This window comes from Pedobacter sp. V48, from assembly GCF_000523515.1.
Taxonomy (GTDB): Bacteria; Bacteroidota; Bacteroidia; order Sphingobacteriales; family Sphingobacteriaceae; genus Pedobacter.
The window spans coordinates 165,064-184,821 of record NZ_AWRU01000032.1 but is presented as its reverse complement, the minus strand read 5'-3'; the positions used below and the strand labels follow the sequence as shown (position 1 = coordinate 184,821).

Sequence of the window (19,758 nt, the reverse complement as noted above, 5' to 3'; positions counted from 1 at the left end):
TAAAAAAAGCCCCTTGGTAATTTACCAAGGGGCTTTTTTTATTGCTTCACTAGTTCCAAAGATTCGCAGGATAAGTCCCGTCTTTTACTAGCTGATCTATACATTCCTGTACAAAAGGTTTATCTTCTTTATAAGTTACTCCAAACCATTGGCTATCTGTAGGTATAACTTTGAAAGAGGCTGCACCACTTCTTACAAGGTTTTCGCCAATCAAAGGGATAAAGAACTCGGCTTTTGGCTTGTCTTTATTTTCTAAAGCAAATACTCTAAATAAGTCTTCAGTTAATTTAAAGACAGCCGGAGTAAAGCCCCAAAAGTTCATCGAAACCGGAGTGTTATATTCTAATGGATATTCAGATCCATTTTCTTCATATACAATTCCACCATCTTTTTTATAAACCTGAGTACGCTCAGTAATCTCTTCAAGAAATCCAGCCTCATTGGTCTTGCAAACCCCACGAGATACAGATCCAAAATCAGATAGCGTTTTCCCAATTTGGTAACCAACAATGGAATAGTTGCTATCAGTTGCCTCATTGTTTAAAAAGTCTACCATTTTTTTAAACGCATCATAACCATAATAGTCATCGGCATTGATTACGCAAAAAGGCTCTTTAATTGCATTTCTGCCAGATAGAATAGCATGAGCAGTTCCCCATGGTTTTTCACGGTAAATTTCCTCTTCAATGCCAAATTGTTTCAAATCGAAATTTTGGAATACATAATCAGTTTCAATTTTACCATTTAGTTTAGGTTCAAATATGGCTTTAAAGTTTTCTACAAATTCTTCTTTGATGATGAAGACTACTTTGCCGAACCCAGCTTTAATTGCATCGTATATAGAATAATCAATAATTGTTTCTCCATTGGGGCCAAAGCCATCAATCTGTTTCATACTGCCATAGCGACTTGCCATACCAGCTGCTAATATTAATAAGGTAGGTTTTTTCATGCAGCGAAAATAATGATTCAATTTATATTCAATGTAAAAAGTAAGATAGTTTTTTCATTAGTCTGATAACATTTCTCAATGTATCGCATGGATATTGAGGTAGTTAAAACCCAAATATTCCCTTTCCGCCACTGCTGCGAGGTTTTTTCCCTGTAAGCATACCAAATAATCCCCGCACTATTTCTTTCCCTATCTGTCTGGTTATAGTTGCACCCATTACCTGTTCAACTAAACTCTTCTCACCTTTTTTAGGGGGCTCTTCTTGTTTTGTCTCTTCTTCCTCGGTTAATTTATCATTAACACGTTTCGTTAAGATTTCATAGGCGCTCTCAGGATCAATTGATTCCTGGTATTTGGCCGTAAGCTCACTTGATTGGACGAGATTATTATAATCCGCTGCACTGAGTGGTCCCATGATTGCCCTTGGTGGTGTAAGCATGGTTGCTGCCACTTCTGTAGGGATACCTTTTTCGTTCAGTACTGTTATCAAAGCCTGTCCCGTTCCTAATGAAGTCAACATTTTATCGATCTCATAGAATTCGGATCTTGGATAAGTATTTACAGTCTTTTTAAGTGCATCAACGTCATTTGGTGTAAATGCTCTCAAAGCATGCTGAACACGATTTCCCAATTGGGATAACACACTCTCAGGGACATCACTAGGGGCTTGAGTACAAAAAAATACACCTATACCTTTTGATCTGATCAGTCTGATAATAGTTTCTATCTGTTCCAGAAAAGCTTTTGACGAATTTTTAAATAACAAATGTGCCTCATCAAAAAAGAAAACCAATTTAGGTTTATCTAAATCTCCAACTTCGGGCATGTTATAAAAAATCTCTGCAAGTAAACTTAACAGGTAGGTAGAGTAAAGCACAGGTTGATTCTGTACATCGGAGATATTGAGTAAGCTGATTACTCCTTTACCGTCGGTTTTGGTAAAAAGATCTTCGATGTCAAATGAGCGTTCGCCAAACATGGCGCTCAGTCCCTGCTGCTCAATGGTAACGATCTTTCTTAAGATGGTTCCTGAGGTGGCAGTAGATATCTTACCATAAGAACTTTTAATCTCTTCAGCACCCTGTCCTTCGGCCAGATAAGAAACTAATTTTTTAAGATCATTAAGGTCAATAATTGATAGTTTGCTATCATCAGCATATTTAAAGATCACAGCTAGAACGCCTGCTTGTGTATCATTTAGATCAAGGATTTTAGACAGCAGAGTAGGTCCAAATTCAAGAACAGTGGCCCGCATTTGCGCACCTAATTTGCCAGATAAGGAAAAAATCTCTACAGGGAATCCCGAAGGATTGAAAGGCTTGCCGAGTTGACCTGCTCTTTCCTCTATTTTTGGATTGATTGGCCCTGGCTGATTAAGTCCTGATAAATCACCCTTTACATCAAGCATAAACACCGGTACACCTGCATCAGACAGTTGTTCTGATAGCAGTTGCAATGTTCGGGTTTTTCCTGTGCCTGTTGCTCCCGCTACAAGGCCATGTCTATTCATCATTTTTAAAGACAAATTAACTTCGGCTTCGGCGATTACTTGTCCATCAAGAATACCAGCTCCGAGATATATGTACGAACCATTTGGGGTATAAGAGGCCTTAATTTTTTCTGTAAATTTTGCAGATTGATCACTCATAGGAAAAGATAGTTTTTATAAAAGTAAGAAAAGCACCCGAAATACAAACAAAAGAAAAGAGGTGTAATACATCAAGGCTTTAGAGAAACAAGGAATTATACAGAGCATGTCTAGAAAGGGAAACCGCTTAGATAAATGCCCTGGCCGAAAACTTTTTTGGGATCATGAAGACAGAATTGCTATACAGACAGACTTTTGGAGTTTATCCTTTCACTAAAAGAATACATTCCCTATTATAACAATAAAAGAATAAAAAACAGGTTAAATGGAAAGAGCCCGGTGCAATACCGAGCTCTTGTACAAAAAACTTAATTTTTGTTAATCTSTCYRWMTWSWTGGGGTCACATCACAATGATGCACCTCTTAAAAATAAGGTTATTCAGAATTACTTCTTATAAGTAAAATCGTGATCTTTTTTAATGTTCAATAAAGAATGATAAATGAGGTTGATCACATTATCAACATCTTCTTTATGAATCATCTCAACTGTAGTATGCATATATCTTAATGGCAAAGAAATTAATGCAGATGGAACCCCTCCGTTTGAATAGGCAAAAGCATCAGTATCTGTACCAGTTGAGCGAGATGATGCCTGACGTTGGAAAGGGATATCATTCTTCTCAGCTGTTTCAATAAGCAATTTGTTTAAATTTGTTTGAACAGCAGGAGCATATGAAACTACCGGGCCTTTACCACAAGCCAAATCTCCCTGCGTGATCTTATTGATCATTGGCGTAGTGGTATCATGAGTAACATCAGTAATTATGGCTACGTTAGGTTTAATTCTGTGAGCTATCATTTCGGCTCCCCTTAATCCAATTTCTTCCTGTACCGAGTTTACAATGTAAAGCCCAAAAGGCAATTTCTTTTTATTTTCCTGAAGCAGTCTGGCAACCTCGGCAATCATAAATCCACCGGCTCTGTTATCCAGCGCACGGCCAACATAATAGCGGTCGTTTAATACCATAAATTCATCTTCATAGGTAATTACGCAACCTACATGAATACCAAGTTTTTCAACTTCTTCTTTAGATGTACATCCACAATCAAGGAAGATGTTTTTTAACGCCGGAGCCTCCTCTTTCTCGCCACCGCTACGGGTGTGAATAGCAGGCCATCCAAATACGGCTTTAACCAAACCGTTGTCGGTGTGTATGTTTACGCGCTTAGAAGGAGCTATCTGATGATCTGATCCTCCATTGCGGATTACATAAATTAAGCCATCGGGAGTGATATAATTAACAAACCAGGAGATCTCATCGGCATGAGCCTCAATAACTACTTTGAAATCTGCTTTGGGATTAATCACACCAACTGCAGTCCCGTAATTATCGATGAAACTTTCATCTATATATGGCTTTAAATAATCTAGCCATAATTTTTGACCAGGGTATTCGAAACCTGTTGGAGATGGGTTATTGATATATTTTTCAAAAAATTGAAGCGATTTTTTATTTACTACACTTACGTGTTTCTTTTTATCTTCTTTTTTCTTTGCCATTGTATATTTTTTATTCTAAACAAATATAGAAACTACTGCCTAAGCACCAAGTTAATTATTGAGTTCTAACTCCATAATGACAAAGTCGATACCGTTATTTATAGAAAATTTGTCAGTTTGAACGAAGCCGAATTTGTTGTAAAAAGGAATGGCCGAAACGCGCGCATTGCACCATAGCTTTGCAGCTCCAAAGGATTTAACATAGTTAATTATATGATCCAATAATAATGATCCATATCCTTTTCCCTGCGACTCCACAATTGTTGCGAATTTTCTGAATTGATAAACATTGCCCGAATTGAACAAGGAAACTATAGAAGTTAATTGGTTATTGGCAAATAGCCCAAAATGGATTCCATCATTATCATTAGCCAATTTTATAGCATCAAGAGGTAAGCCTGGGTACATAACTTCATGTCTTATCCTCCAGGTTAAATCAGGTCTGATTTGTTCAATTTGAATTTCCCGCATCAATGTTATTCTTTATTTTACCACTATAAAACTTGTATATGCAAATGTTTAGAACAATAACCGCCCCGCATCCCCAGCAGAATAATGGCCACTTACCCTGTTCCCAAAGCCATAAACCTAAGGCGGAACCAAAAGATGCTCCAACAAAGCTCACAGACATAAACACAGTGTTTAAACGATTACGAGCTTCCGGTAGTATAGCATAGATGCGGGTTTGATTGGTTACATGGATAGCTTGCTGACCAATATCTATTAAAATAATACCAGCTACAAATAGGTAAAGGTGGCTGCCGGTAAAGTAAAAGGCAGCAATGCTAAGTAATTGGAGAATTAACCCGACCAGCAGATTCTTACGAGGGTTTTGGCCACCACTAAACTTTCCAACTAATGGCGCGGCTAAAGCTCCTGCAGCACCAGCAATGCCGAAAAGGCCTATCTGTAGCGTTTGAAGATTAAACGGGGGATTGGCAAGGAATAATACCATCGTTGTCCAGAACGCGCTGAGTATAGAGAATGCCAGAAAGTTTATAATAGAAGCTTCGCGAAGTATGGGTTCAGTTTTTATGTAATGCCACATTGACGACATTAACTCACTGTAAGTCCCTTTAAATGACGGTCTGCTTTGTGGAAACCGCCTGGCCATAAGCAGCAATAAAAGGAAACATATGCCAGCAGCCATAAAATAAACTGTTCTCCATCCCCATAAAAATCCTATACTTCCACTAACTGCTCTTGATGCAAGGATGCCAATAAGTAAGCCGCTCATAATTATACCTACCGTAGGACCACGATCTTCGTCTGAACTAAGATTTGCAGCCATTGGTAAAACAAGCTGAGGAATAATGGAGCTTGCGCCAATTAATACACAAGCAATTTCCAATAATAAGAAGGAGTGGGCAAAAGCTGCCAACAGCAATGCCCCAATAGCAAGACATGTTATTAAAAGTATTTGTTTCTTCCTTTCAAACATATCACCCAAAGGAACCAATAGAAATAGTCCTAGGGCATAGCCAGCTTGTGTTAGGTATGTGATTTTACCGGCGTGGCTCTCTGTTAAACCAAACTCTTGAGCGATTAAAATCACCAGAGGTTGGCAGTAATAAATATTTGCCACGATAAGCCCTGTACAAAAGGCCATCAATAGCACATCAGTACGACTAAGTTTCATTTATAGAGGGATGTTTCCGTGTTTTTTACGAGGCCTGTTTACAACTTTGTTCTCTAACATTTTAAAAGCCTTTATTAGTTTAGATCTGGTTTGAGCAGGTTCTATAACCTCATCTACAAAGCCACGTTCTGCGGCTCTGTAAGGATTGGCAAAAATATCTGAATAGAGCTTTTCTTTCTCCAACCATTTTTCTTCAGGGTGCTCTGCGCTGGTAATTTCCTTCTTGAAAATTATTTCGGCAGCACCTTTTGCACCCATAACTGCAATTTCAGCAGTAGGCCATGCATAGTTTAAGTCGGCTCCAATATGTTTAGAGTTCATCACATCATATGCACCACCGTAGGCTTTTCTTGTAATTACAGTAATACGAGGTACAGTTGCTTCACTAAAAGCATATAGTAATTTAGCGCCATTGGTAATAATTCCATTCCATTCCTGGTCTGTGCCAGGCAGAAAACCGGGAACGTCCTCAAAAACAAGCAACGGAATGTTAAAGCAATCGCAAAAGCGTACAAATCTGGCCGCCTTTGTTGAAGCGTGATTGTCCAATACGCCAGCAAGGTAAGCGGGCTGATTGGCAACAATACCTATACTTCTTCCTGCCAAACGGATAAATCCGACCACAATATTTTCTGCATAATCTTTGTGTACCTCAAGAAAGCTGTCCGTATCGGCCACTTCGCTTATTACCGACCTTACATCATAAGGCTGATTCGAATTCTCGGGCATAATGCCATTAAGAGATAAACGACTTTCATCACTTAAATTATAGGGTAATTGCAATGGGATCTCTTCACAATTCTGAGGCATATAACTCAGTAATCTCTTAACATGATTGATGGCATCTAATTCATTTGAACAGGCAAAATGAGTTACTCCCGATTTTGTAGCATGAGTAGATGCACCACCAAGTTCTTCAGAACTTACCTCTTCGTGGGTTACAGTTTTAACAACATTTGGCCCTGTAACAAACATGTACGAGGTATTCTCTACCATTAAAATAAAGTCGGTAATGGCAGGCGAATATACTGCGCCCCCGGCACAAGGTCCCATTATTGCTGAAAGTTGGGGGATAACTCCGGATGCCTGAACATTTCTATAAAATATATCAGCATAACCGCCTAAAGAAACCACACCTTCCTGTATCCGCGCACCACCACTATCATTTAAGCCAATCAGGGGAGCTCCGTTTTTCATGGCCATGTCCATTATTTTGCAGATCTTTTCGGCATGTGTTTCAGAAAGAGAGCCGCCAAAAACGGTAAAATCCTGTGAAAACACATAAACCAGCCTGCCATTTATGTTTCCATAGCCAGTTACAACACCATCTCCTAAATATTTTTCCCGTTCCATGCCAAAATCGACACTTCTATGGGTTACCATCATGCCAATTTCCTCAAAGGAATTCTCATCCAATAAAAAATGGATGCGCTCTCTGGCCGTTAGTTTGCCTTTTTTATGCTGACTTTGAATTCTCGCTGCACCGCCACCTTCATTCGCTTTTTTTATTTTGTCCTGAAGTACATCTATTTTATTCTTCATTTTAAACACTAATAATTTTAATTATTTACCAGCGATACTGTAATCTGGTAGTAAACACATCATCTTTTAAGTCGGCCGTATAGTCTGGCAACTTAGTCGCATCGTTAACCACGTGCTCGTTGTACAATGTAAGTTTAAATCTTGAATTTATTAGATAGGTCAGGCCATAACCAAGGGTGCTAAATTTAATATCACCAGCTGAAGTATTGTTGCCTGCAATGCCAATTTCCGATTCACTTATTTCTCTGTTTGGGTCGTACACATCATAAGATACCAGCGCAGTGAACTTACTTTTTGCAATCTGCTGGGTTAACCATAAGTAATAACCAGAAAACTGGCGTAAATATAAATCTGTTGCTGGTTGTGCAGAGAAACTAGTACTGGCGACTGGACCTAATATGCTGGCAGTAGCAGCTACCCCAGGTTGTGTTCCTTGAAGATATTCAGCTTTAAATATGGTTCGGCCAAAAGTATTGTCGTATTGAAGCTGTAAGTTACCTCCATAATATTCGCGTTTACCAAAGTAACCAACATTGTCGGGGGCTGTGTTTTTTTGAAATCCAGATTCTGTAGAAGAATAATAACTTTCAGTATCGTTACGTACCCAACCTTCATAGATAGATGCTCCAAAGCCTATATGAAGCTTTTTATTTGCCAAACTGTCGAATTTAAAACCAAGGTTTCCTATGATATCTTTTCTTGAGTCATAATCTCTGGCATTGTAGCCACTTCCGTTTATTACAGCCAACTCTGCTGTCAGAAAATTAAATATTTTACTGGGATTATAGGTAACCATGGCGCCAATATCACGCTCTCTTGGCATCAATGTTTGGAAAACTCTCGCTCTTTCAGGGAAATCTCTATACCCGGAAGAGTAAACTATAGAGTGACCAAAGGGGCGGTTAAACAAACCAGCAGTTAACAATAGTTCCTTTGAATCAGGTTGATGCAATTGTATAAAGGCGTCCATTAACTGAATGCCATTTTGCGTAGCATCTATTTGGAAAACAATGCTCGAATACTTATCAGCCCTGTCAATTTTCAATCTACCCCTGCGAATCATGAAACGACTATCGGAGTTTTTTGAGAAATCTCCGCCCGAAAAGGAGGAAATGCCACCAGATTGAGCTTTTTGAAATTGTGTTTGCAAATAGCCTGTTATCGCAATTTCATGAGGGTCATAAGTTGAGGGAGCATTATTACTTTGGGCAAAAAGGACAACCGGATAAAGAAATATCAGGCTTAACAGTGTTTTTTTCATGAATGAGTAAAAAAGAATTTTGATCGCCTAAATTACGGTTAATGAAGCATTTTTCTTTAAAATGGCTTCAGATTTTTAAAAAATGGAAGTCCAAAATGTGATAAAGCAACAACTAAATTACATTTTTTTTACATGATAATTTGTAAATAAGTAATGTTTGGAGCTATTTTTGGAGAGTTAGGTGAAAGAATAAAAATAAATGTTTCTAAGAAAGTACCGTATATTAATAGTTATTACCTTCTTAAGTATCTTCTCGGCGAAGATGGTAATTTCCGGTGCGCCTGTATTTTTTAGTCATATTGATAAGAACATCATGATTTCTGTAATCATGCAAATCGAAGCCGAACATAGCAGTGATGGAGATCCGGGAAAGGCAAAAGTAAAGCTCTTTGATTATAAGATTGACTTTCAGCACGACTACGTATGGTCATCTGTCCTACATCTTTACGGTATAAAGAATAGCTTTATAGATAATTTCAAACGGTATTTCGATCCATTCCATCCGTCTGTACCCACACCGCCTCCTAACCTGAGCTAATTTACCATGTGTTACCCCCCAAAGGGAGCGGTATGCAATTTTTAAAAATTAGTTTAAAAGATTAAAACATAGTTTTATGCAAAGTGGAAACTCGATCTTTTCAAGATTGGAAGTGAAGAAATATATATTAAAAAAGAATCTGAAGCGTGATTTGCCATCCAGTATTGTGGTATTTCTTGTTGCCCTCCCCCTATGTTTAGGGATAGCTTTAGCTTCAGGCGCACCTCTGTTTGCGGGTCTTATAACAGGAATAGTTGGTGGCGTAGTAGTTGCCAGCTTAAGCGGATCACAATTAAGTGTTAGTGGACCTGCGGCTGGATTAACCGCAATCGTTCTGGGAGCTATCAGCCAATTGGGCGCTTATCAGACCTTTTTACTTGCAGTAGTTTTGGCAGGTGTAATTCAGATAATACTTGGATTGTTAAAGGGCGGAACTATCGGTAATTACTTCCCCTCAAGTGTAATTGAAGGGATGCTTGCCGCAATCGGATTAACCTTGATACTTAAACAACTTCCTCATGCGCTTGGGGTAGATTCAGATTTTTTTGGTGATGAAAGTTTCTTCCAAAAAGATAATGAAAATACATTTTCAGCCATTAGTGGGGCATTAGGCCATTTTAGTCTGGCTGCTATTGTAATAAGTGTATTGTCAATTTTAATCTTGGTCTTTTGGCCAAAATTTAAAAAATTAAGTGTTGTTCCCGCTCCCCTGGTAGTGGTAGTAATAGGAGTTGTGCTTACAATTGTTTTTCATGGCGGGAATTATGCTTTGGAAGCAAAACAAATGGTAGAGATTCCAGTTGTGAATAGCTGGTCGGAATTTACAGGTTTATTTGCCGCACCAGATTTTTCACAGATAACGAATGGAAAAGTCTGGGTTGTTGCTGCAACAATTGCGGTGGTTGCCAGTCTTGAAACGCTATTAAGTATTGAAGCAGTAGACAAGATAGATCCAATTAAGCGTGTATCCCCTACAAATAGGGAACTGGTTGCTCAGGGTACAGGAAACATGGTTAGTGGGTTGTTAGGCGGATTGCCTTTAACATCGGTAATTGTAAGAAGCTCTGCAAACGTAAATGCAGGTGGAAGAACAAAGATGTCAGCTATTTTTCATGGAGTATGGTTGCTTTTATCCCTGCTTTTTATACCAGGTATTATCAATATGATTCCTTTGGCATGTCTGGCTGCAATTCTATTGGTAACAGGATATAAATTAGCACGTATAGAGCTTTTTAAACATATGTACCACAAAGGCTGGGATCAGTTTGTCCCGTTTGTAATTACTATTGTAGCTGTTTTGTTAACAGATTTGTTAAAAGGCGTTGCAATAGGTATGCTGTTCTCAATATTCTATTTATTACGTACCAATATGCGTAATCCATACTTCTACAAAATACAGGAAGAGGGTAATAAAAAGAACTTGAGAATAAAATTGGCCGAAGAAGTATCTTTCTTAAACAAGGCAGCCATTCAGGTGGTATTAAATAAAATACCTAAAGAAACTAACGTGATCATTGATGGATCCAATTCACGGTATATAGATCCCGACGTATTGGAAACCATTTTTAATTATAAGCACAATGCTTATACTAAGGGTATTATTGTAATTTTAGAAAATATTAAAGAACAATATACCGTGCCAAAATTGAACAATAAAATCATTGAAGAAATTAATAATTAAATTATTATGTGCGCGAAATTAGAAAAACAACAGACAGATCAGATTACTTATGATAGCTTATTAAATGGAAATAAAGAGTGGGTTGCTGCAACTCTTAAAGAAGACCCTCTTTTTTTTGAACGCCTCTCGGCAGGCCAGGCTCCGCCTGTATTGTGGATAGGTTGCTCAGACAGTCGTGTACCCGCTAATCAGATTACTAACACCTTGCCTGGTGATATCTTCGTACACCGTAACATTGCCAACGTGGTTACGCATACAGATATGAATTTGTTAAGTGTTCTTGATTATTCAGTAAATGTTCTTAAAGTAAAACATATCATTGTTTGTGGTCACTATGGCTGTGGGGGTGTGAATGCCGCACTTGGAGATAAACAAGTGGGGTTAATTGACAACTGGTTAAGAAACATTAAAGATGTGATTCGCATACACGAGCGTGAAATGTCGACCATTAAAGATCCACAAAAGAGATCCGACCGTCTGGTGGAGTTGAATGCCATAGAGGGCGCTGCAAATGTGATGAGCACTTCAATCGTGCAAAATGCCTGGGCGTCCGGACAAGAGCTTGCTGTTCATGCCTGGGTTTACAGCTTGAAAACAGGATTGATTTCTGACATGAAGGTAAGTTCTTCAAGTGCTGAGGATATTTCTCCTGTATTTAAAATGAATACAGAAAGATAACTGTTCGATCACGCAGAATGCTGATTTAATCACTAAAAAAAGCTCCCGGCGATGAACCAGGAGCTTTTTTTGGTATCTATCCTAAAAAAGGATAGCGATAATCTTTTGGAGGATCAAAAGTTTCCTTAATAGTACGTGGAGAAACCCAGCGCAACAGGTTAATCATTGATCCCGCTTTATCATTTGTACCCGATCCTCTGGCACCACCAAAAGGCTGCTGTCCAACAACAGCACCGGTGCATTTATCATTAATATAGAAATTACCGGCAGCGTTTCTTAAACGCTGAGTAGCCTTTTCTATCGCGTAACGATCCTGAGCAATAACAGCACCTGTTAAGGCATAAATAGAAGTAGTATCTATAATGTCCAGAACTTTATCAAAATCTTTATCTTCATAAACATATATTGTTAATACTGGGCCAAAAAGCTCTTCACACATTGTGGTGTACTTTGGGTCCTTAACAACAAGAACCGTAGGCTCAATGAAGTAACCTTTAGATTTATCGTAATTTCCACCTGCAATAATCTCTACAGATTTGTCTTGCTTGGCTTCATCAATATATTTAGCTAGCTTATTGAAAGATTTCTCGTCAATAACGGCATTAATGAAATTACTGAAATCTTCAGTTCCACCCATTTTAAAGGTAGCCAGATCACGAATCATTAAATCCTTGATCTCAGGCCATACCGTTTTCGAAACATACACACGAGAAGCAGCAGAACACTTCTGACCTTGATATTCAAAAGCACCACGAATAATTGCTGTACTAGATATTTCCGGTTCTGCAGAACCATGAACAAGGATAAAATCCTTTCCACCGGTTTCTCCGACAATACGCGGATAGGTTTTAAATTTATGAATGTTATTGCCAATAGTTTTCCAGATGTTTTGGAAAACTGCAGTAGAACCAGTAAAGTGAATTCCGGCAAAGTCAGGGTGGCTAAAAATCACTTCGCCAGCCTCAGGTCCGTCCACATAAACAAGGTTGATCACACCATCAGGTAATCCGGCTTCTCTAAATATCTGCATTAAAACATTAGCCGCAAAAATTTGAGTATCTGCTGGTTTCCATACCACAACATTCCCCATCATGGCTGCTGATGTAGGAAGATTCCCCGCGATAGCAGTAAAGTTAAATGGAGTTAAAGCAAACACAAAACCTTCCAACGGGCGTTGTTCAACTCTGTTCCATGATCCTTTAGGCGAAACGGGAGGTTGCTGCTTATAGATTTCAGCCATATAGCTAACATTGAAACGAAGGAAATCAATTAGCTCACATGCCGAATCAATCTCGGCCTGGTAAGCATTTTTCGACTGCCCAAGCATTGTTGCAGCATTTAATTTATAACGATACGGACCTGCAATTAAATCGGCAGCCTTCAGAAAAATTGCAGCACGATGTTCCCAAGCCAAATTTTCCCAATCAGCTTTAGCTGCCAAAGCAGCATCAATAGCTTGCTTTACGTGGTTTTTATTTCCAATACTATATTTACCCAATACATGTTGATGATCGTGTGGAGGGGTAACCTTACCTTTAACTTCTGTATGCACTTCCTCAACACCAATATACATCGGTATTTCAATTTGTTTGGAACGGGCATCGGCTAAAGCGGCCTTTAAAAGTTCACGTTCTTTACTTCCAGGTGCATAACCCAAAATGGGCTCATTTATAGGAGCGGGTACGTTAAAAAATCCTTTAAGCATGTTATAATAAGTTATTTTTACAAAGGTAAACTTTTATTTATTACACAGGTAAATGGCAATCCGTATAAACGTGATAAAATGCGAGGTAATAATTCTTATTTTTGAAACGGCACATGATTAAATACCTCAGATTATTATTACTTCCGTTTTCTGTCCTCTATGGCTTAGTAGTTCTCATCAGAAATAAGCTATATGATACAGGTGTGTTTAAGCAAACAAATTTTGACTTACCGGTGATCTGTGTAGGGAACCTTGTTGTTGGGGGGTCTGGTAAAAGTCCTGTAACAGAGTACCTCGTAAATCTATTATTTGATAAGCGTATTGCCATCCTAAGCAGGGGATATGGCCGTAAAACTAGGGGATATGTCCTTGCAGATGCAAGCGCAAATGCAGAAACAATAGGCGACGAACCAATGCAGTTTTACAACAAGTTCCCAAACGTTACAGTTGCAGTTTGCGAAGACAGGGTAACCGGGATTAATCTTTTAAAAAGCAATCACGATATTATAATACTGGACGACGCCTTCCAGCATAGAAGCGTAAAACCCGGTTTTAGCATCCTTCTTTTTGAATATCAAAAATTATTGAGGCCGCAATTTTTGCTTCCTGCCGGAAATTTAAGAGAGCCTTTTAAAGGATATCATCGGGCACAGGCATTACTGGTTACAAAAGGGCCAGAAAAGATAGATACCCTTCAAAAGCAAGCTTGCTTAAATAGGTTTGATACCACAGTAAAAGAAAAGCTGGCATTTTCTTTTCTAACTTATGGTAGTCTTACGCATCTTATTTCAAAAGAACAGCGGCCTTTAGCCTCAATTTCAAGTGTTACTTCTGTATTCTTGTTAACCGGGATAGCAAACCCTCTGCCTTTGTTAACTCAGTTGCAGAAATATACGCAGCGGATAGATCATCATGAGTATCCTGATCATTATCGCTTTACTGTGCAAAATATTCAGCAACTTGTAAATGCTTTTAAGAACGATCCTTCAGAAGAAAAAATAATAATAACAACAGAAAAAGACGCACAACGTTTATTCGATGATGTATTAAAAGAATTACTTTTAAATTTGCCTGTCTTTTATTTGCCTGTTAAAATAACATTACAAGAAGAAGATAAAACTACATTTGATCAAAAGATTTTAGATTATGTTTCAAGCACTACACGAAACCGTTGAATATATAAAACGAAAAACTGATAATTTCCTTCCGGAAATTGGAATTGTTTTAGGAACTGGCCTTGGTGGTCTTGTTAATGATATTGAAGTTGAATACCAGTTAATGTATTCTAACATTCCTAATTTCCCAATATCAACCCTGGAATTTCATACCGGAAAGCTGATCTTTGGAAAGATCAATGGCAAAAGAGTAATTGCAATGCAAGGAAGGCTTCATTATTACGAAGGCTATTCCATGCAGCAAATTACCTTCCCGATCAGGGCAATGAAAGCTTTAGGGATAGCCCACTTATTTGTTTCAAATGCTGCTGGATCGTTAAACCCGGAATTTAAAAAGGGTGACTTAATGGTGATCAACGATCACATCAATTTGCAGCCAGAGAGTCCCTTACGTGGTAGTAACGATTCGGATATGGGACCTCGCTTTCCTGACATGAGCCAGCCCTATAACAGAGTGTTAATAAAGCAAGCAATTAATATTGCCAACGACAACAACATTAAGTGCCATCAAGGCGTTTACATTGCCGTAACAGGACCCAATTTAGAAACGAAAGCAGAATATAATTATTTGAGAATTATTGGAGGTGATGCTGTAGGGATGAGTACCGTGCCAGAGGTTATAGTAGCCAACCACATGAGCATCCCAGTATTTGCAATTTCAGTTTTAACGGACGAGGGATTCCCTGAAGTACTTGAAGCGGTTAGTCTTGAAGAAATAATAGAGACAGCAAAGATAGCCGAACCTAAAATGACAAAAATATTGAGCCAGTTAATTTCAACTTTATAATGTATAAAAACATTGCCTTTCTTGTTTTTTGCTTTGTCATCTTCGGTGGTGTACAATTGTTTGCGCAGGATTTAAAAACTACCGTTAATGACAACAAGGAGATGGATTCCTTAAGGAAAAAAGAAGAGGAAGGAAGAGATTCAATAGTATTCACCTCAAGATTTATCAGGTATACGACCCTTAAACTTACAAAGGATAGTATACAAACAATACCTCTGGATACAACATTAACAGGCTTTCAGAATTTCAACATACTTATACAACCAAGAACACCAACAGTAGGGGTTGGTAACTTAGGTCTGGCAGCCAGATCAATGCTTTTTGAGCCTTCTAAAACTATAGGTTTTGACATCGGTTTACACTCGCTAGATTATTATGCTATGACGCACGACGATGTCAGGTATTACCAGGCAAGAACACCATTTACCAGTCTTTATTATGTTAGTGCAGGTGAGGCAGAGCAAGTTTTTAAAGTTATACACTCTCAAAATATTAAGCCGAACTTTAATGTTGGACTTAATTTTAATAGAATAGGAGCAAACGGTTATTACAGAAGGCAAAGGGGAGACGACCTGAATGGAGCACTCTTTAGCTGGTACCAATCACCAAACAAAAGATATAATCTGTGGGCCAGTGTAGTGTTTAATACCCTTAAAACTCAAGAAAATGGATCTATTCTTAATGAATCTATTTATACAGGTACGAACAATACCGTAGATAAGCTTACAGAACCCGTAAGGCTGCAAACTGGTAAACGAATATGGCGGCAAACTGGCTTTATGCTTAAGCAAACCTATTTTGTGGGACGGATAGATAGTGTTGCCCAGGAAATAACAAAAAAAATACTCCCAACAAACAAGATATCTTATACTTTAAAGTATGATGCAAATTCTTACGCATTCCAAAAAGATGAGAGTTTTACTGATGCAAGTGTCAGGGAATCTGTTTTCCCAAATGGAATTGGCTTGGCAGATACTACTTTTACTAATGATAGTACAAGATATACCCACATACAGAATGAATTTATCTACAGCTTTTTCCTTAGGGCAAAGGGGAGTTCAATTATCAAAAATGAGCTAAAGCTCGATGTAGGTATAAAACACGACTTTTATAATTATAACCAGATGGTGCTTTACAGGGACCGTACCAGGTTTTATGATTATTCAGCTACTTTTCAAAACGTTACCCTGTTAGGTAATGCGGGCTACCGTTTAAGCAATAAAATAGACTTTAATGTCGATTTACAACAAATCTTTCAGGGACGAAACGTAGGCGATTTTTTATATGAAGCCAAAAGTAACGTTCTGTTAAGTAAATCAGTTGGCCGCATAGTTCTAGGTGCTTATTTCCAAAACAAATCACCTGAAGAGACTTATACCAATTACTTTGGCAACCATTATCGTTGGGAAAATAATTTCGATCGTACTAAAACCATCAATCTTTCCTTTAATTTTATCAACGAAAAATTTGGGTTTGATGCAGGTGCACAATACTATTTAATAGATAAGTACCTGTATTTTGGTCAGGATGATCAGGGTGGAATCGAACCACTTCAGTTAGGTTCTTCTATTAATCTCTTTAAAATAACTGCCGGTAAGAAATTCAGGTTTGGTAAGTTTAATCTGGAGAGCTATGTTGTTTATCAAAAAACAGATAATCCTGATAAGTTACGTACTCCTGAAGTTTATACCTTCAATAGTTTTTATTTGGATCATACCTTTTTCAAGGTGTTAAAAACAAATGTCGGTTTTGATGTACGTTACAACACGCCATACAAAGCATATTCGTATTCAACTGCAACCGGCCAGTTTTATATTGGTAAAGATGTAACGTTTGATACCACTCCAATTGTAGATGTATGGGTTAAAGCAAGCTTAAGAAGAGCTAATCTTTTTGTGAAATGCGACTATGTAAACCAAGGTTTACTTTATAAAGGATATTATACAGTTGACCGCTATCCAATGCCAGACCGTTTATTGTTCAAATTTGGTGTAAGCTGGAATTTCTACGATTAAACTAGGGATGACGAAGTGCTATTAAACATTGTCATTACTAAGTCTTCTGTGGTTTCTTTTTAGCGGCTGGAAATAAAACATTGTTTAAAATTAGCCTGTAGCCCGGCGAATTAGGATGTAGATTTAGATCAGTTGGCGGATCCCCAACAGCATGCTGATAATCTTCCGGATCATGTCCGCCATAAAAAGTAAACTGCCCTTTGCCAATCTCACCGTTTAAATAGCGTACTTCTTCGGCGCCTTTATTTTCACCAAGAACCGTAACACTTGGTTTTACAAAACGTTTCTTAAATGCAGTGGTTTGGCCCATAAAACCTTTAATCACTTTATCATGGTTTTGGGTGAGCATTGTTGGCACAAGATCCCATTTTGCAGAAAAATCGAACAGCGTAAAAAAATCATTTGCCTGCGTAAGTGTTCTGGTCTGAGTAGCATCTATATCAGAAAATTCGTAATTGTTGGGGTTCTCGTCAAGCCTAAAATCCTTAAAAGCAAAAGTGTTATTAAAGTTAAGTTTACTTTGAGCCTGCGGATCGGCCCCGTCGCCGTCAAACATACTTTCGCAAATGTCAACACCTTCGGCGCTCAACGCAATGTCAAAACTATCAGTACCCGAACACATGGCAAAAAGGAACCCGCCTCCAGTACAAAACTCCTTTATCCTTTTAGCTACGGCAAGCTTCAATTGGGACACCTTAGTAAAACCATTTCTTTTTGCAGTAGCCTCTTGATTTTTAACATCCTCACGATACCAAGTCGCATTTCTAAAAGCGCTCCAGAAACGACCATACTGGCCGGTAAAATCCTCATGGTGCAGGTGCAGCCAGTCATATGCCGACAGTTTATCCTTTAAAACATCATCGTCATAAACTACATCGTAAGGAATTTCAGCATAGGTAAGCACCATAGTTACGGCATCATCCCATGGTAATTTACTTTTAGGCGAATAAACTGCAATTTTTGGAGCTTTTTCAAGCTTTACCATTTCCATGTTTACCTGTGGGTCGCTAATCTCATTTAAAATAGATGTAACCTTTCCGTCGGCAAGTATCTGATAAGAAACGCCCCTGGTTTTACACTCGTCCTCAATAGCCTTATTGTAGCCAATTAGAAAACTGCCTCCCCTGTAATTTAAGAGCCAGCTAACATCCGCTTTTTGCTTAATGCCCCAATAGGCTATACCATAAGCTTTCAAATGATTTTTTTGATCCTCATCCATGTAAATAAGAATAGACGATGCCTTAGCAGCTATTGTAACTACAAGTAAAAAAAACAGAAGGCCAAATCTTTTCAAGCTTAAAATCATATGGTTTAATCAGTGAGTACGAATGTATATTTTTTGCATACCAATATAAAATATAATGTACATATAACGCTTTTAGTATAAATTGCATATAAAAACTATTTTATCTAAGTTTGGCGTTTACAAAAAACAACATGAGTAAAGCAATAATTAAAACAGAGAAAGGGAACATGACTGTTCAGTTTTATGATCAGGATGCACCAAATACAGTTGCTAACTTTAAAAAATTAGCTAACGAGGGATTTTATGATGGGGTTATATTTCACAGAGTAATACCAAATTTTGTGGTTCAGGGTGGAGATCCTACCGGAACTGGTGCAGGTGGCCCGGGTTATAAAATTGATTGTGAACTTACTGGCGAGAACCAATATCATGACCGTGGTGTTTTGTCAATGGCACATGCTGGCAGAAACACAGGAGGATCACAGTTTTTTATCTGCCATAGCAGAGATAATACTGCTCACCTTGATAGAAATCATACCGTATTCGGTAAAGTAGTAGAAAATGTCGATATTGTTGATGATATTAAACAAGGTGACAAGATTTTAGGAATAGAAGTAATAGAGGATTAATATGAATTTAAGAGGAATAGTAGCAGTATCTGGGAGACCGGGGCTATTTAAACTAGTAGGGCAAAATAAAGGCGGATACGTTCTTGAGAGCCTTGATGCTCAAAAAGTTAAAATTGTAGCCAATATTACTACAACCAAACTTGCATCATTAGAAGACATTACCATTTATGGCGAAGATGAGGATCTGAAGCTTGTGGATGTTTTGGCTAACATTGCTGCGGCGAAAGGAAACGTTCCTGATGCAAAAACAGACGCAAATGCTTTAAAGGCATTCTTTAAAGAAGTTGCTCCAGACCATGATGAGGAAAAAGTATATACCTCAGACATGAAAAAGATTGTTACCTGGTTCCATTTATTAAAAGAGTTACCTTTGTTTTCAGAGGAAGCCCCATCAGTAAGTGCAGAACAGGAAGCTTTAAAGGCTGATGAAAAGATCGATAAAAAGCCAAAAGCTACGCCAAAACCAGCAAATGCAAAAGCGCCGGCTAAAACATCACAGCCAGCTAAGAAAGCAAGCATGACCAGTAAAAAAGGCGTGTAGTTAGCGAACTGCAATATTATATAAAGGGCCCGATCTACATTTTAATGTAGATCGGGCCCTTTATTATTTTAAGCCAAATACCAGATCAGTAAGAACGCAATTGCCGATATAACTATGGCAATAATATAGCTTAAACGATCCTTTCCTCTGTCGCTTTTAAACTTATAATTTCTTTTATATTCTGATGGTAAGCGCATAATAAATCTCCTTTTAAATAATG

At 38.2% G+C, this 19,758-nt stretch carries 17 protein-coding genes and 1 pseudogene; 9 read left to right on the top strand and 9 right to left on the bottom strand.

The window, feature by feature from the left end; translation table 11 throughout:
* Nucleotides 1–49: 49 nt before the first annotated feature.
* Both N824_RS39070 and N824_RS39065 read right to left on the bottom strand, forming a co-directional pair.
* Nucleotides 50–952 carry a sugar phosphate nucleotidyltransferase gene (locus tag N824_RS39070; protein ID WP_048907421.1) on the bottom strand — a complete coding sequence of 301 codons (903 nt, stop codon included), beginning with the start codon at nucleotides 950–952 and terminating at the stop codon, nucleotides 50–52.
* A 103-nt stretch (nucleotides 953–1,055) separates the two neighbouring features.
* Nucleotides 1,056–2,600, bottom strand: coding sequence for a helicase HerA-like domain-containing protein (locus tag N824_RS39065; RefSeq protein WP_048907420.1), 1,545 nt, complete (start codon nucleotides 2,598–2,600; stop codon nucleotides 1,056–1,058).
* A gap of 67 nt (nucleotides 2,601–2,667) precedes the next feature.
* Here N824_RS39065 and N824_RS39060 point away from each other — a divergent pair.
* A pseudogene (locus tag N824_RS39060) lies at nucleotides 2,668–2,912 on the top strand (IS3 family transposase); the annotation flags it as partial.
* A gap of 73 nt (nucleotides 2,913–2,985) precedes the next feature.
* Here the strand turns inward: N824_RS39060 and N824_RS39055 are convergent.
* Genes N824_RS39055 through N824_RS39035 form a run of 5 tightly spaced genes read right to left on the bottom strand, consistent with a single transcriptional unit; the run spans nucleotide 2,986 to nucleotide 8,543 of the window.
* Nucleotides 2,986–4,101: a M42 family metallopeptidase gene (locus N824_RS39055; protein ID WP_048907419.1), complete on the bottom strand. Its 1,116-nt coding sequence runs from the start codon at nucleotides 4,099–4,101 to the stop codon at nucleotides 2,986–2,988.
* A gap of 51 nt (nucleotides 4,102–4,152) precedes the next feature.
* Nucleotides 4,153–4,572: a GNAT family N-acetyltransferase gene (locus N824_RS39050; protein ID WP_048907418.1), complete on the bottom strand. Its 420-nt coding sequence runs from the start codon at nucleotides 4,570–4,572 to the stop codon at nucleotides 4,153–4,155.
* Nucleotides 4,553–5,740, bottom strand: coding sequence for an MFS transporter (locus tag N824_RS39045; protein WP_048907417.1), 1,188 nt, complete (start codon nucleotides 5,738–5,740; stop codon nucleotides 4,553–4,555). Before N824_RS39045 ends, N824_RS39050 begins: the two co-directional genes overlap by 20 nt.
* The gene (locus N824_RS39040) at nucleotides 5,741–7,282 is read right to left on the bottom strand and encodes an acyl-CoA carboxylase subunit beta (protein ID WP_048907416.1); all 1,542 of its coding nucleotides are present in this window, start codon (nucleotides 7,280–7,282) and stop codon (nucleotides 5,741–5,743) included.
* A 25-nt stretch (nucleotides 7,283–7,307) separates the two neighbouring features.
* Nucleotides 7,308–8,543: a porin gene (locus N824_RS39035; protein WP_048907415.1), complete on the bottom strand. Its 1,236-nt coding sequence runs from the start codon at nucleotides 8,541–8,543 to the stop codon at nucleotides 7,308–7,310.
* A 199-nt stretch (nucleotides 8,544–8,742) separates the two neighbouring features.
* Here N824_RS39035 and N824_RS39030 point away from each other — a divergent pair, with 199 nt between their 5' ends.
* The 3 genes from N824_RS39030 (at nucleotide 8,743) to N824_RS39020 (ending at nucleotide 11,440) form a co-directional block, all read left to right on the top strand.
* Nucleotides 8,743–9,081 carry a hypothetical protein gene (locus N824_RS39030; RefSeq protein ID WP_048907414.1) on the top strand — a complete coding sequence of 113 codons (339 nt, stop codon included), beginning with the start codon at nucleotides 8,743–8,745 and terminating at the stop codon, nucleotides 9,079–9,081.
* Between the two features lie 76 nt (nucleotides 9,082–9,157).
* Nucleotides 9,158–10,762 carry a SulP family inorganic anion transporter gene (locus N824_RS39025; protein ID WP_048907413.1) on the top strand — a complete coding sequence of 535 codons (1,605 nt, stop codon included), beginning with the start codon at nucleotides 9,158–9,160 and terminating at the stop codon, nucleotides 10,760–10,762.
* A 6-nt stretch (nucleotides 10,763–10,768) separates the two neighbouring features.
* Nucleotides 10,769–11,440 (top strand): carbonic anhydrase, encoded by a 672-nt coding sequence (locus tag N824_RS39020; protein ID WP_048907412.1) that lies wholly within the window; start codon nucleotides 10,769–10,771, stop codon nucleotides 11,438–11,440.
* A gap of 76 nt (nucleotides 11,441–11,516) precedes the next feature.
* Here N824_RS39020 and pruA read toward each other — a convergent pair whose 3' ends face one another.
* Nucleotides 11,517–13,145 (bottom strand): L-glutamate gamma-semialdehyde dehydrogenase, encoded by a 1,629-nt coding sequence (gene pruA / locus N824_RS39015; protein ID WP_048907411.1) that lies wholly within the window; start codon nucleotides 13,143–13,145, stop codon nucleotides 11,517–11,519.
* Between the two features lie 113 nt (nucleotides 13,146–13,258).
* On the opposite strand from pruA, the gene lpxK reads away from it, so the two are divergent.
* The 3 genes from lpxK to N824_RS39000 are packed head-to-tail and all read left to right on the top strand — an operon-like array spanning nucleotide 13,259 to nucleotide 17,122.
* Nucleotides 13,259–14,320, top strand: a complete 1,062-nt coding sequence (gene lpxK / locus N824_RS39010) for a tetraacyldisaccharide 4'-kinase (protein ID WP_048907410.1) — start codon at nucleotides 13,259–13,261, stop codon at nucleotides 14,318–14,320.
* Nucleotides 14,292–15,107, top strand: coding sequence for a purine-nucleoside phosphorylase (locus tag N824_RS39005; protein ID WP_048907409.1), 816 nt, complete (start codon nucleotides 14,292–14,294; stop codon nucleotides 15,105–15,107). Before lpxK ends, N824_RS39005 begins: the two co-directional genes overlap by 29 nt.
* Nucleotides 15,107–17,122, top strand: a complete 2,016-nt coding sequence (locus N824_RS39000) for a putative porin (protein WP_048907408.1) — start codon at nucleotides 15,107–15,109, stop codon at nucleotides 17,120–17,122. The genes N824_RS39005 and N824_RS39000 overlap by 1 nt, the downstream gene beginning before the upstream one ends.
* A 37-nt stretch (nucleotides 17,123–17,159) precedes the next feature.
* Here N824_RS39000 and N824_RS38995 read toward each other — a convergent pair whose 3' ends face one another.
* Nucleotides 17,160–18,341, bottom strand: coding sequence for an asparagine synthetase B (locus tag N824_RS38995; protein WP_200869933.1), 1,182 nt, complete (start codon nucleotides 18,339–18,341; stop codon nucleotides 17,160–17,162).
* A 218-nt stretch (nucleotides 18,342–18,559) separates the two neighbouring features.
* On the opposite strand from N824_RS38995, the gene N824_RS38990 reads away from it, so the two are divergent.
* Nucleotides 18,560–18,997, top strand: a complete 438-nt coding sequence (locus N824_RS38990; protein WP_048907406.1) for a peptidylprolyl isomerase — start codon at nucleotides 18,560–18,562, stop codon at nucleotides 18,995–18,997.
* Nucleotide 18,998: 1 nt separating this feature from the next.
* Nucleotides 18,999–19,538, top strand: coding sequence for a DUF5606 domain-containing protein (locus N824_RS38985; protein ID WP_048907405.1), 540 nt, complete (start codon nucleotides 18,999–19,001; stop codon nucleotides 19,536–19,538).
* Nucleotides 19,539–19,758: the final 220 nt, after the last annotated feature.